Source organism: Dactylosporangium sp. NPDC000555, assembly GCF_040300025.1.
Taxonomy (GTDB): Bacteria; Actinomycetota; Actinomycetes; order Mycobacteriales; family Micromonosporaceae; genus Dactylosporangium.
The window spans coordinates 196,876-210,138 of record NZ_JBEPDB010000001.1 but is presented as its reverse complement, the minus strand read 5'-3'; the positions used below and the strand labels follow the sequence as shown (position 1 = coordinate 210,138).

Below are 13,263 nucleotides of genomic sequence, written 5' to 3'. Positions count from 1 at the left end.
GGCATGCTCGAACTGCTCGACATCACGAAGGTCTACAAGGGCGGCAAGCGCGCCGTCGACGGCCTGACGCTGCGCCTCGAACCGGGGCTGCTCGGCCTGCTCGGGCCCAACGGCGCCGGAAAGTCCTCGCTGCTGCGCATCGCCGCGACGGTGACCCGCCCGACGAGCGGCCGGGTGCGCTTCGACGGCGCCGACGCGGTAGCCCGTCCCGACGAGCTGCGCCGCGCGCTGGGCTACCTGCCGCAGGACTTCGGGGTGTACCCGAACCTGTCGGCGGTGGAGTTCCTGGCGTACCTGGCCGCGGTCAAGGGTCTCTCCGCCCGCTCCGCCCGGGCGCGCATCGACGAGCTGCTTGAGCTGGTAAACCTGACCCACGCCGCGCGGCGGCCGCTCGGCGGCTACTCCGGCGGCATGCTGCGCCGGGTCGGCATCGCGCAGACGCTGCTGGCGGACCCGCGCGTCGTCATCGTCGACGAGCCGACCGCCGGCCTCGACCCCGAGGAGCGGGTCCGGTTCCGCAACCTGCTCAGTGACCTCGCCGCCGACCGGCTGGTGCTGCTGTCCACGCACATCGTGAGCGACGTCGAGTCGGTCGCGGCGCGGATCGCGGTGGTCAAGGGCGGCCGGATCCGCCTCGACGGGACCCCGGAGGAGCTGCTGCGCGGCGTCGCGGGGCACGTCTGGGAGGTCACCGTGCCGCCCGAGGCCGCCGCCGGGCTGCAGCAGCGCCTGCTCACCACCCGGGCGGTGCGCACCCCGGCCGGCGTACGGCTGCGGGTGCTGGCGACGAACCGTCCGCTCGCCGACGCTACACCGGCCGCGCCGGACCTGGAGGACGCCTACGTCGGGGCGGTGCACCGATGAGTGGTCCGGAGCGAAGCGGCGCCTGGTCTGGGTCGGTCAGCGCGAAGCCTCATCGAGCCAGACCAGGCGGAGGGGCCGGTCATCAGAGGCGCAGGTTCAGTTCATGCCGCTGCCGGAGCGAAGCGGAGGTGACGGCATGAACGCACTGCTCGGCTTGGCGCTGGCGGACTTTCGCGAGCGGGTGCGCCGCCCGGCGTACGTCCTCATGCTGATCTCGGCGATCGGCCTCGGGCTGCTCGCGGTGCCGCCGACCGACGCGCACTGGTCGGTGCTCGTCATCGGGGGCTTCCGCGGGCGGTACACCAGCGGCTACGTGGGCATGGTCACCGCCCTGACGAGCGCCCTGTGGCTCACGCTGGTCGGGTTCTACCTGGTGCGCGACGCGGTCGCGCGGGACGAGCGCACCGGTGTGGGGCAGCTGCTGGCCGCCTCGCCGCTGCGCACGCCCGTCTACCTCGCCGGAAAGCTGCTCAGCAACGCGATGGTGCTCGGCTCGATGGTCGTGGTCCTTACCGCGACCGCGCTGGTGCTACAGCTGCTGCGGGGCGAGTCGCGCGCGGTGGACCCGGTCGCGCTGGCGCTGCCGTTCGTGCTCGTCGCGCTGCCGATGCTCGTGTTCACCGCGGCCCTGGCCGTGCTGTTCGAGACAACGCCGGTGCTGCGCGGCGGGCTGGGCAACGTGCTGTGGTTCTTCGTATGGATGATCGGCGCGATCGGCGGGCAGTCGCCGCACGCACCGTTCGGCGGGCTCGGCCTGCGGCCGGTCACCCTGCCGGCCGGCGCCTCGCACGATGTCGGACTCGGCCTGATGTACGTCGACGAGCCCCTGCGCACCTTCGACTGGCCCGGCCTGCGGCTGGACGCCGGGTTCCTCGGCGGCCGGCTCGCGCTCACCGCCGTCGCGGTCGCGGTCGCGCTCCTGCCGGCCCTGTGGTTCCACCGCTTCGACCGCCCGGCGCGCGCCGCGCGATCGGCCGCCGGTCCCGAGCCGCGGACCGGCTACAAGGGGCTCCCCCGGACCGAGCCCCGGCGCGGCGGGACCGGCCCGCGCCTGCTCGCCGGCGAGCTGCGCATCCTGATGCAGGGCGCGCCGCTGTGGTGGTGGCTGGGCGCGGGCGCGCTGGCCCTGGCCGGCCTCGCCGTGCCGCCCGGCCCGGTGCTCGCCCTCGTGTGGATCTGGCCGGTGCTGCTCTGGTCGCGGCTGGGCACCCAGCCGGCGGCGTCCGGCGCGAACGCGATCCTCGCCGCGTATCCGGCCCCGCGCCGCCGCGTCCTCGCCGAGTGGGGCGCGGGCGCGCTGCTGGCCGTGGCCACCGGCGCGGGCGCGGCGGCCCGGATGGCGTTCGCCGGCGACCTGCCGGGGCTGGCCGCCTGGACGGCCGGCGCGGCGTTCATCCCCGCGCTCGCCCTGGCCCTGGGCACGCTGACCGGGGCGCCGAGGGTCTTCCAGGCGATCTACACCATCCTGTGGTACCTCCTGATCAACGACACCAGCGCAGTGGACTTCATGGGCGCGCTGCGCGACCACGGCCGCGTCACCGGGCCGAGCCCGGCGCTGTGGGCGGTGGCCGCGGCTGCCGGCGTCGCCGCCGCGCTCGCCCGCACCATGTGGCGCGAAACCCGCCGCTGAGTCCGTGCGACGCTCCTGAGCTAAGCGAACGCGGCGGAGATGGCGCGGATCTGAGCCGGGGCGATCGCGTCCCAGTAGCGGCCGTCGTGGCAGCCGGTCGACAGCGTCACGACGGACGGGTCGGGGAGGTGGTCGCGCAGATGGCGCACCGCGGGCGCGAACGGGTCCGCCGCGCCGATGTCGATACGGACCGGCAGCCCGGACAGCTCCGCCGCCCGTGCGGTCACGTCGTAGCGCGCCCACTCCTGCGCAGAGTCGTACGCGCCCGGATTGACCCGCTCGGCGTCGGCGTAGTCGCGGAAAATCGCCGGCGAGGAGGCGACGATCAGCCGGAAGCGGTCGCGGTGCTCCAGTCCGCACAGCAGCGCGCCGTAGCCGCCCATTGACCAGCCGGCGACCGCGGCTCGGTCGATCTCGAGGCCTCGGCCGCCGATGAGCGGCAGGAACTCGTCGATGAGCATGCCGAGCGGGTCGTCGGTGGCGTGCGGGTGCCAGTACCCGTCGCCGCCGTCGGCCGCGGCGATGACGAAGGGCGCCGCGCCCGCGTGCACGGCCCCGGCGAGCAGCCGCGGGTAACCGCCCGTGTTCGCCGCCTGCTCGGCGTTGGAACCGAAGCCGTGCAACGCGAGGCACACCGGCAGCCGGGCACCCGGCTCGTACCCCGGCGGGTAGGCCAGCGCGTAGCCGACCTCCCGGCCGCGGTGTTGGGAGCGGAACGAGCCGGTGATGAGGGGCGGCGCCTCGGCCGTCGGCACGGCGGGGGGCCTCGGCGCGGCGGCGTCGCAGCGGCCGAGAGCCTCGTCCAGGCGCCCCTTGCCGGGCAGGACGGCGTGGTCGACGAGCTCGAACCCGGCGACGGCGGCCAGCACCGCGCCGCCGCCGAGCGCCAGCAGCGCCGAGCGCCGGCCGATGCCCATGCGCGACACGGTAGCCGTTCGGTGCCCGTCGCGCGGACCCGCGCTCGGCTCTTCGGGGCCGGCAGGGCGATCTTCCGGCCGATCTGCGGAGCCGGCGCGGCGGCTATCGTGACGTGGGTGACGCGGCTCGACTTCCGGATCCTCGGCCCGCTCGAGGCGTGGGCGCCGGACGGCCGGCCGGTCGACCTCGGCGCCCGCAAGCAGCGCGCGGTGCTCGCCATGCTGCTGCTGGAGCCCGGCCGCGTGGTGTCGGTCGACCGGATCGTCGAGGGGCTGTGGGCCGGGGAGGCACCGGCGAGCGCGACCGGGACGCTGCAGGCGTACGTGTCGCAGCTGCGCCGCGTCCTGGAGCCGGACCGGCCGCCGCGCACGCCGCCGGCCGTGCTGCTCACCCGGGACCCCGGCTATCTGCTGGCGGTCGACGACGCGCAGGTCGACGCGCGCCGGTTCGCCGCCGGCGTCGAAGCCGCCCGGGCCGGCCTGGCCCGCGGCGACCTGGAGGCGGCCGAGCGCTCGCTGCACGAGGCGCTGCGGGAGTGGCGCGGCGAGCCGCTGGCGGACCTGGCCGACGAGGAGTTCGCCACGGCGGCGGTGGCCCGGCTCGGCGAGCTGCACGACGGTGCGCTGGAGGACCTCGCCGAGGTCCAGCTCGGCGCCGGGCGGACCGCGGCCGCGATCGCCGGGGCGCAGGCACTGCTGGAGCGCCGGCCGTTCCGCGAGCGGTCGTGGGGGCAGCTGATGCTCGGCCTGTACCGCGAGGGTCGCCAGGCCGACGCGCTGGCCGCGTTCCGCCGCGCCCGCGCGGTGCTCGACGAGGAGCTGGGCCTGCCGCCGGGGCCCGAGCTGCGGGCGCTGGAGGCCGCGATCCTCCGCCATGACCCGTCGCTGGCCGAGCCCACCCAGCCCACCCAGCCCGCACAGCCCGCCGCGCCTGAGCGGGTCACGGCCACGGCGCCCGTCGCGGACATCGAGGGGGCACCGCGGCTGGTGGGGCGGGGCCCGGAGGGGCGGCGCATCGCCGAGCGGATCGAGCTCGCCGCGGGCGGGGCGGGCGGCGTGCTGCTCGTCGCCGGCGAGGCCGGACTCGGCAAGACCCGGCTCGCCGAGCTCGCGGCGCAGCTCGCCGCCGAGCGCGGGCTCGCCGTGGCCTGGAGCCGGTGCGTCGAGGCGAGCGCGACCCCCGCGTTCTGGCCGTGGGTGCAGGTGCTGCGCGCGCTGCCGGACACCGGCGACGGGCGCCGGCTGCTCGACGTGCTCGCCGGTCGGGGCGAGAGCAGCTGGCACGCCGGGGACCCGGACACCGCGCTGTTCCACCTGCACGAGACGGTCGCCGACACGCTGCGCCTGCACGCGTCCGCGCGGCCGCTGCTCATCGTGATCGACGACCTGCACGCCGCGGACGCCTCGTCGCTGCAGCTGCTGGCGCACCTCGCGCCGGCCCTGCACCGGCGGCCGATCCTGGCGCTGGCCACGCTGCGCCCGGAGGCGGCCGGCACCGCCCCCGCGCTGCGCGAGACGCTGGCGCTGCTGGCCAACGAGCGCGGCGCCGAGCGGCTGCGGCTGACCGCGCTCACCGAGGACGACATCGCCGAGTACACCGACCGGCCCCGCGCGGTCGCGCAGGCGCTGCTGGAGCGCACCGGCGGCAACCCGTTCTACCTCAAGGAACTGCTGCGGCTGCTGGAGAGCGAGTACCCGGACGGCTGGGGCGACGCGCAGGCCGTGGCCGCGACCGGGGTGCCGGAGAGCGTGCGGGACGTCATCACCCGCCGCCTGTCGCGGCTGCCCGAGCGGACCCGCCGGCTGTTGGAGACCGCCGCGGTCATCGGCCGCGACGTCGACCTGCTCCTGCTCGAGGCCGCGACCGAGGACCGCGCATCCGGCGGGCACGAGCTGGTGATGGCCGCCCTCGAGCCGGCCGTCGCGGCCGGGGTGCTGCTGGAGCTGCCGAACGGCTGGGATTATCGCTTCTCCCACGTCCTCGTCCGGGACACCGTCTACGGCGGGCTGAGCCGGTTGCGGCGCGCGCGGCTGCACCGCGGGGTCGGGGAGGCGCTCGAGGCCTTCGACCGGCCCGACGACCCCAACCTGCTCGGGCGCCTGGTGCACCACTTCACGATGGCCGCACGGCTGGGCGTCGCCGATCGCGCCGTGCGGTACGCGACCCGGGCCGCCGAGCTGGCGATGGCGCAGCTGGCCTACGACGAGGCCGCCCGCTACCTGGAGTCCGCCCTGGGCGCGCTCGACCCCACCGCCACGGGCGCGACCGAGCGGCGCGGCCGCCTGCTGGTGCAGCTCGGCGTGGCCCGGCGGGCCGCGGGCGACGTCGCCGGCACGCGCGTGGTGCTCGACGAGGCGCTGACGCTGGCCCGCCAGCTCGGCGACGACGGGCTCGCGATGGACGCGGCGACGCTGTTCGGCGGGGTGACGCTGTGGGGGTGGCGGCCGTACCGCACCATCGACGAGCGCATGATCGGCATCCTGCGCGAGCAGCTGGACCGGCTGGACCCGGCCGACCGCTACCGGCGCGCCGTGCTGCTCGGCACGCTGGCGGTCGAGCTGTACCACGGCCCGCAGCAGCCGGAGGGCGAGGCGCTTGGCACCGAGGCGGTACGGCTGGCGCGCGAGGTCGGCGACCCGGAACTGCTGATCCGCACGCTGAACAACTACTGGAACGCCGCCTGGGTGCCCGAGCGCGAGCCGGAGCGCCGCGCCGTGGTCGACGAGATGCTCACGATCACGCCGCTGCCCCGCAGCGTCGAGGCCATCGCTCGGCTGCACCGGATGGTGACCGAGATGAGCTCCGGCGACCTCGCCGGGTTCGACGCCGACATGGCCCGTTGCGTGCGGCTGGCCGAGGAGGTCCGCAGCGCGGTGCTGCCCGCGCAGGTGCGCTACGCGCAGGCGGGGCGGGCGATGCTGGGCGGCCGGTGGGCCGAGGGCGAGCGGCTGGTCGGCGAGGCGTTCGCGCTGCAGGAGCACACCAGCCTATGGGGCGCGGACTGGATCCGGCTGGCGCTGCTGTACACCAGCCGCCGCTTCCAGGGTCGCGCCGGTGAACTGCGTGACGAGCTCGTGCGCCGCGCCGGCGAGCCCCACCTGGAGCTGCTGCGCCCCACCGCCGTGCTGGCCGCCTGCGAGTCGGGTGACGAGGGCCTGGGCCGGGCCCTGATCGCGCGCTGGGGCGCCACGCGGGACCGGCTGTGGTCCTGGGAGTTCATGGCGTTTCAGTGGGGGCTGATCGCGGGGCGGCTGGGCACCCCCGACCCGGGTGAGCTCTACGATGAGATCGCGCCGTTCGCCGAGCGCTGCTGCACGGTCGGCACCGGGTACGCCACCTGGGGTTCGCTGCACTTCGTCCAGGCCGAACTGGCGTTGCGGCTGGGCGACCGGGCGGTCGCCGTGGAGCACTCCCGCGCCGCCCGGGCCACGCACGAGCGGCTCGGCGTGACACACCTGATCGCGGCCAGCGACGCGCAGCTGGCCGCCCTAGCGGTCCCCAAGCGCTGACCAACTCCCGTCCAAACGGGCGCCAAGCGGGCCCGGGCACCGTCAGCGCATGACCATCGCTATCACTGACCTCCCGGCCGTGGCCGGGCCCGTCTTTTTCCCCGGCGACGAGGGTTACGCGGCCGAGGCCGCGGCCTGGAACGTCGCGGTCGCCCACGAGCCGCTCGCGGTCGTCGGCGCCACCAGCGCGCAGGACGTCGCCGCGGCCGTACGCTGGGCCGGTGCGCACGGCCTGCCCGTCGCGGTCCAGGCGACCGGGCACGGCGCGGTGCGGCCCGCCACCGGCGGCGTCCTCATCACCACCGGCCGCATGAACGAGGTCTCGGTCGACCCGGTCGCGCGCACCGCGCGGGCCGCCGCCGGCGTGCGATGGTCGCAGGTGATCGACGCGGCCGCCGCGCACGGCCTGGCGCCCCTCAACGGCTCCTCCTCGGACGTCGGCGTCGTCGGGTACACGCTCGGCGGCGGCGCCGGGCCGCTCGGGCGCAAGTACGGCTTCGCCGCCGACCACGTGCGTTCGATCGAGATCGTCACCGCCGACGGCGCGCTTCGCACCATCGACGCCGACCACGAGGCCGACCTGTTCTGGGCCGTGCGCGGCGGCAAGGGCAACTTCGGCATCGCCACCGCGATCGAGTTCGACCTGTTCGAGGTCGCCGGGTTCTTCGGCGGCGGCATCTACTTCCCGGGCAGCCACGCCGCCGAGGTCCTGCACGCCTACCGGGTCTGGTCGGCCGGGCTGCCGGAGGAGATGACCACGTCGGTGGCGCTGCTGCGGCTGCCGCCGCTGCCCGAGCTGCCCGAGCCGCTGCGTGGGGCGTTCGTGGCGCACCTGCGGGTCGCGTACCTCGGCACGCCGGAGGACGGCGACGCGATGCTCGCGACGATGCGTGCCGCCGCGCCCGCGCTCATCGACGACGTGTCGTGGCGGCCGTACACCGCGGTCGACTCCGTCCACCGGGACCCGGTCGACCCGGTCCCGTCCCGGGAGCGCGGCGTGCTGCTCGGCGAGCTGACCGAGCGGACCGTCGACCACGTGCTGGAGGTGGCCGGGCCCCGGGTGGACGTACCGCTGATCATGGTAGAGGTGCGGCACCTGGGCGGTGCGTTCGCGCGGACGCCGGCCACCCCCAACGCCGTGTCCGGCCGCGGGGCCGAGTATTCGCTGTTCGCCATCGGGCTGGGCCTGCCCGAGCTCGTGCCCGTCGTGGACGAGGTCACCGATCGGGTGCTCGCCGTCGAGACGCTGCCGAGCGCCCTCATGAACTTCTGCGGCGACGTCAGCGCGGAGGGGCTCCTGGCGAACTGGGCGCCCGCCGACCGCGACCGGCTGCTGCGCACGAAGCGCTCGTACGACCCGACGAACGTCTTCTCCAGCGGCCAGGCCATCGTCGCCTGAGGCAACCGCCGCCGGCGGTCACGCTGGTCCGGATCGGCATGCTCGGCCTCCCGCCGCGCGTCGCGGCGGGAGGCACCACGGTGGTGTTAGATTCCGGCGAGCTCGAGGGCCAGGGTCGCCCCGCCGCAAGCCACGATCAGTGCCGCGATCAGGTTGGCCCGGCCGGCCGGGCCGCCGGTCCGGCGGGCAGCGCGCCAGTACAGCGCCGCGCCCGCGAGCACGAGCAGGCCCTCGATCGTGGCGGCCAGCGCTTGGTACTGCCACAACCCGAACCCCAACCGCGGCAGGTCACCCGCGTTGCCGGGCAGCAGCGGCAGGTCGGTTCGGTGCACGACGAGGTCGAGCAGCCAGTGCGAGAAGACGACCGCGCCGATCACGGTGCCGCCGCGCCGGCCCCACCAGCGGATGCAGAGCAGGCCGGTCACGGCCGAGATGAGCAGGGCCCCCAGCAACGAGTGCGTGTAGTCGGCATAGATGATCCCGTTTCCGTACCCCCCGTCGGTGCCCGGAACGGGATCGATGTGCTCGATGCCGCCGACGAACAGCGGCACGAAGATGACGTCGAGCCAGACCGTCGCGAGCATCAGTGCCCACAACGGCACGGGCCGCTCGAACGACTTGACGGCCGCCGCGAGGCCGAAGTGCCCGGTGAGCATCACCTGCCTTCCTTCGCGCCGATGAGGGCGGCGAACAGAGGCACGTCAAGCAAGAACGCCACGAGAGACTCCTGGCAGTGTCAGCCACTAAGTGGACCACAGTTGCGTTAGCCTGAGCATGTCAGACGATCGACACTTAACGCAACTGGAGTTTCATTGAGGGAGCCGGTTGGCACGGTACGGCCGGGCGGGCGCACCGCCCGCACGCGCGCCGCGGTGGCCGAGGCCCTGCGGGCCGAGCTGCTGGAAGTCGGGTACGCGGGCACGACGATCGAGCGCATCGCCCAGCGCGCGGGAGTGGCGAAGACCACGGTGTACCGCCGCTGGGGCAGCCTGACCAAGCTGGTCGTCGACGTGTTCTCGGACACCGCCAGCACCCGGATCCCACTGCCGGACACCGGCACGTTCGAGGGCGACCTGCGCGCGCTCGGCCACGCCAGCATCGCGCTGCTGTCCACCCCGCATCTGCGCGCCATCGTCGACGTGGTGGTCCGCGAGGCGATCCACGACCCAGCCGCCCGCGCGGCGCTGACCGACTTCTTCGCGTCGCGGATCGCGATCGGCTCGGTCCTGGTGGACCGCGCCGTCAACCGCGGTGAGGCGGCGCCCGGCACCGACGCGGCCGAGGTTATCCGGCTGATCGGCGCCCCGTACTACGCCCGGGCGTACATCACGGGCGAGGAGATCGACCCGGCCGTCGCCGACCGCACGGCCGCGATGATCGCGCTGGCCGCCCGCGAGGGCATCCTGGTGCCGGCGCCCGAGAATCAGAGTGCGTCGCGATAGAGACCCGGGTTTGCGGCAGAGGCCACGCCACCGCAGGGTGCCTTTCCCGTTAACCGCAAGGCCGAACCACCCGGATTCGTGGCAATGTCTCGGGTATGACGATCCGCTGCGTCATCGTGGACGACTCGGAACCCTTCCGGGCCAGTGCCCAGCGCCTGCTCACCGACCAGGGCATCATGGTGGTCGCGACCGCGGCGGACAGCCACCAGGCGATCCACGCGGTCGAACACGAGCAGCCGGATGTCGTACTGGTGGACGTCGGCCTCGGCACCGAGAGCGGCTTCGACCTCGCGGCCCGCATCCGCTCCAGCCCGGTGATCATGGTGTCCAGCCTCGCGCCGGAGGACCTCACCGAACTGCTCGCGGAGAGCCCGGCGATCGGCTTCCTGCCGAAGGAGCAGCTGTCCGGCGGAGCCATCACAGGCCTGCTGCACACCACTTCGCCGACCGGCTGACGCCGGCACCCGGCGTCACGATCCGGCCGAGGACGCGGCCTCGAGGAAGGTGAGCACCGCCAGCACCCGGCGGTGGGTCTCGTCGGTCTCCGGCAGGTCCAGCTTGGTCAGGATCGAGCGGACGTGCTTCTCGATCGTTCCCTCGGTGACCCACAGCGCCTTGGCCACGCCGGCGTTGGAGCGCCCCTCGGCCATCAGCGCCAGCACCTCGCGCTCGCGCGGGCTGAGCACGTCGAGCGGGTCGCGGCGGCGGTGCGCGGCGACGAGCTCCTGGACCACCGCCGGGTCCACCACGGTCCCCCCGTCATTCACCCGGTGCAGCGTCTCGATGAACTCGTCGACATCGGTCACCCGGCTCTTGAGCAGATAGCCGATCCGCTCGCCGCTGGCCAGCAGCTCGATCGCGTGCTCGACCTCGACGAAGGCGGACAACACCAAGATCGCCACCTTGGGGAAGCGCACCCGGATCTCGCGGGCCGCGGCGAGGCCCTCGGTGGTGTGTGTCGGAGGCATGCGGATATCGACGACGGCCATGTCGGGCGACGTCTTCTCGACCAGCTCGAGCAGGTGTCGGCCGTCATCAGCGAGCCCCGTCACGGTGAAACCGTGACGGTCGAGCAGGCTCGCCAGCCCCTCACGCAGCAACACGTCGTCGTCGGCGATCACCACCGAACGACGGAGCGCCGTACTCTCCTCGAATGCCATCAAATCCAACATATCCCTGCGAGTCCGGGTACACACCACCTCATGCACGGGGGGTTGACCGCCCGGCTGGCGGTGACGAGCGCGCTGTTCTCGGTGATGATCAGCGCGGCGTTCGCGACCATCCTTTACGAGGTGTACCAGCTGCGCTCGTCGGTCATGGTCGTCAGCCAGGCTGAGCAGGCCGTTTCGGCGAGCAATGCCCTGGAGCGCCTGGTCCTCGACGTCGAGGCGGGGCGGCGCGGCTACGCCCTCACCCACGACCGCGCGCTGCTGGCCCCCTGGATCCGCGCGCAGCAGCAGATCCCCCTGCGCCAGCAGGAGCTCGCCTCGTCAGTCGCCGGAAGCCCGATGCAGGCGGCCCGGGTCACCAGACTCAACAGCGATGTCACCAAGTACCTCGACAACTACGCCGACCCGGCCATCGTCGTCGACGAGGCCGGCAAACCGCAGACCATCGACCCGAACTCGATCACGAACGGCCAGCATCACGTCGCCGCGCTGCGCAGCGAGTTCGACGACTTCATCACCAGCCAGCGGGCGACCGTCGACCAAATGCACGGGGCCGCGAGCCAGGCCGGCCAACGGGCGCTGATCGCCGGCCTCGCGGGGTTCGTCGTCTCCCTGGGCGCCGTGGCGCTGCTGACGCGGTCGCTCGCCGTCATGGTGGTACGCCCGCTGCACCGGATGGTGATGGCCGCCGACCGTGCGGCGGGCGGCGACCTGACCGTGCGCGTCGCCACGGACGGCCCACAGGAGGTCGGCGCGCTGCAGCGCACGTTCAACTCGATGGTCGCGGCGCTCGACCACGGGCGCGTCATGCTCAGCAGGGTGGCGGCGGAGCAGGCGGCGCTGCGCCGGGTGGCCACCGTCGCGGCGCGCGGCAAGCCGGCCGACAACGTGTTCGACACGGTGACCGAGGAGGCGGGCAAGCTCTTCGGGGCCGACGCCGCGGTACTGCTGCGGTTCGAACCGGACGGGAACGCCACGATCGTGGCGAGCTGGAGCCAGGACCCCGCGCACCGAATCACGCTGGGCCGCGTGGAGCTGGCCGACACCGGGATCGCCGGGCGGGTGCTGCGCTCCGGCCGGCCCATCCGGCTGGCCGGGGCCCGCGGCGCGGACTTCCTGCGGCATGAGTTCGACGACTCCTCGATCCGCTCGGCGATCGGCGCCCCGGTGCTGGTCGCCGGCCGCACCTGGGGCGTGCTCAAGGCCCTGTCCACCCGCGGCCGCCCCCTGGAGGAGCACGACGCCGAGCGGGCGGCCGAGTTCACCGATCTGGTCGCGAGCGCGATCGCCAACTCGCAGGCGCGCGCCGATCTGACCGCGTCACGCGCCCGGGTCGTCGCCGCCACCGACGAGAGCCGCCGCCGCATCGAGCGCGACCTGCACGACGGCACCCAGCAGCGGCTGATCGCCCTGCTGCTGAACCTGCGCGCGGCCGAGACCCAGGCGACCGGCGCCCTGCAGGACCGCCTGCACACCATCGGCGGCGACCTGTCGGAGGCGATCGACGAGCTGCGCGAGCTGGCCCGCGGCATCCACCCGTCGATCCTGTCCGACGGCGGCCTGACCCCGGCGATCAAGTCCCTGGCCCGCCGCTCGCCGGTCCCCGTGGAGGCGAGCCTGGCACTGCCCGAGCGGCTCGACGCGAAGATCGAGATCGGGGTGTACTACGTGGTCGCCGAGGCGCTCACGAACGCGGTACGGCACGCGCACGCGACCGTCATCTCCGTCAGCGCCGCGGTGACCGACGGGCACCTGACCCTGTCCATCGAGGACGACGGCGTCGGCGGCGCCGACCCGGGTACCGGCACGGGCCTGACCGGCCTCGGCGACCGGGTGGCGGCGTTGGGCGGCACCATGCAGATCGCCAGCAGGCCCGGGAGCGGCACCCGCCTCGGCATCACGATCCCGCTCGCGACCGCCCCCACGGAGGGTGAGAACGGTTGAGTCTCGTATGGCGGCCAGCCGGAACTCGCGGGTCGGGAAACCCGCAGGCAGAGACGCCCGCTGGCGCCGAAGCGAAGGCCGTCCGGGCGGAGGCACGGTGGAACAGTCATCCACACCCCGTGTGAACAGGTGATCCACCATGACGACTTGCCCGGTCGACCCGGTCCTGTGCATGGCACTGTTCGTCTCCGACACCCCGTGCTATTCCGATCCCGACGCCGCCACCGTCCGCGCGACGGTCGACGCGACGCTGAATCTCCTCGGTCCCGACGAGTGCTACGCCCGCGCGGCCGAGGTCTTCGGCGATCGTCCGGAGGTGGCCCTGGACCGCATCCAGTGGGCCCGCAGCGTCTGCGCGAAGACCCTGGCCCCCGCCGCCGCCTGACCG

11 protein-coding genes are annotated in these 13,263 nt (G+C 74.3%); 8 read left to right on the top strand and 3 right to left on the bottom strand.

Annotation, left to right across the window (positions count from 1 at the left end; all coding sequences use genetic code 11):
• Nucleotides 1-3 precede the first annotated feature (3 nt).
• Together ABT297_RS01040 and ABT297_RS01035 are read left to right on the top strand one after the other, a co-directional pair.
• On the top strand, nucleotides 4-864 hold the full coding sequence (locus ABT297_RS01040; RefSeq protein WP_350543177.1) for an ATP-binding cassette domain-containing protein: 861 nt from the start codon (nucleotides 4-6) through the stop codon (nucleotides 862-864).
• A 136-nt stretch (nucleotides 865-1,000) separates the two neighbouring features.
• Entirely contained in the window at nucleotides 1,001-2,494 is a 1,494-nt protein-coding gene (locus ABT297_RS01035; protein ID WP_350543175.1) for an ABC transporter permease, read from the top strand.
• Between the two features lie 20 nt (nucleotides 2,495-2,514).
• Here the strand turns inward: ABT297_RS01035 and ABT297_RS01030 are convergent, their stop codons facing one another.
• The gene (locus ABT297_RS01030) at nucleotides 2,515-3,411 is read right to left on the bottom strand and encodes an alpha/beta hydrolase (protein WP_350543173.1); all 897 of its coding nucleotides are present in this window, start codon (nucleotides 3,409-3,411) and stop codon (nucleotides 2,515-2,517) included.
• Between the two features lie 117 nt (nucleotides 3,412-3,528).
• On the opposite strand from ABT297_RS01030, the gene ABT297_RS01025 reads away from it, so the two are divergent.
• Both ABT297_RS01025 and ABT297_RS01020 read left to right on the top strand, forming a co-directional pair.
• On the top strand, nucleotides 3,529-6,921 hold the full coding sequence (locus ABT297_RS01025) for an ATP-binding protein (protein WP_350543171.1): 3,393 nt from the start codon (nucleotides 3,529-3,531) through the stop codon (nucleotides 6,919-6,921).
• A 49-nt stretch (nucleotides 6,922-6,970) separates the two neighbouring features.
• Nucleotides 6,971-8,320, top strand: coding sequence for an FAD-binding oxidoreductase (locus ABT297_RS01020; RefSeq protein ID WP_350543169.1), 1,350 nt, complete (start codon nucleotides 6,971-6,973; stop codon nucleotides 8,318-8,320).
• An 86-nt stretch (nucleotides 8,321-8,406) separates the two neighbouring features.
• Here the strand turns inward: ABT297_RS01020 and ABT297_RS01015 are convergent, their stop codons facing one another.
• Nucleotides 8,407-8,976: a permease gene (locus tag ABT297_RS01015; protein ID WP_350543564.1), complete on the bottom strand. Its 570-nt coding sequence runs from the start codon at nucleotides 8,974-8,976 to the stop codon at nucleotides 8,407-8,409.
• Between the two features lie 156 nt (nucleotides 8,977-9,132).
• On the opposite strand from ABT297_RS01015, the gene ABT297_RS01010 reads away from it, so the two are divergent.
• Together ABT297_RS01010 and ABT297_RS01005 are read left to right on the top strand one after the other, a co-directional pair.
• Nucleotides 9,133-9,762: a TetR/AcrR family transcriptional regulator gene (locus ABT297_RS01010; RefSeq protein ID WP_350543167.1), complete on the top strand. Its 630-nt coding sequence runs from the start codon at nucleotides 9,133-9,135 to the stop codon at nucleotides 9,760-9,762.
• Nucleotides 9,763-9,857: 95 nt separating this feature from the next.
• Entirely contained in the window at nucleotides 9,858-10,217 is a 360-nt protein-coding gene (locus ABT297_RS01005; RefSeq protein ID WP_350543165.1) for a response regulator, read from the top strand.
• A 15-nt stretch (nucleotides 10,218-10,232) separates the two neighbouring features.
• Here the strand turns inward: ABT297_RS01005 and ABT297_RS01000 are convergent, their stop codons facing one another.
• A complete protein-coding gene (locus tag ABT297_RS01000) occupies nucleotides 10,233-10,922 on the bottom strand; it encodes a response regulator transcription factor (RefSeq protein WP_350543163.1) in 690 nt (229 codons plus the stop codon).
• Nucleotides 10,923-10,964: 42 nt separating this feature from the next.
• On the opposite strand from ABT297_RS01000, the gene ABT297_RS00995 reads away from it, so the two are divergent.
• A complete protein-coding gene (locus ABT297_RS00995; protein ID WP_350543161.1) occupies nucleotides 10,965-12,875 on the top strand; it encodes a CHASE3 domain-containing protein in 1,911 nt (636 codons plus the stop codon).
• Between the two features lie 139 nt (nucleotides 12,876-13,014).
• Complete coding sequence (locus ABT297_RS00990; RefSeq protein ID WP_350543159.1) at nucleotides 13,015-13,260, top strand: hypothetical protein; 246 nt, start codon at nucleotides 13,015-13,017, stop codon at nucleotides 13,258-13,260.
• Nucleotides 13,261-13,263: the final 3 nt, after the last annotated feature.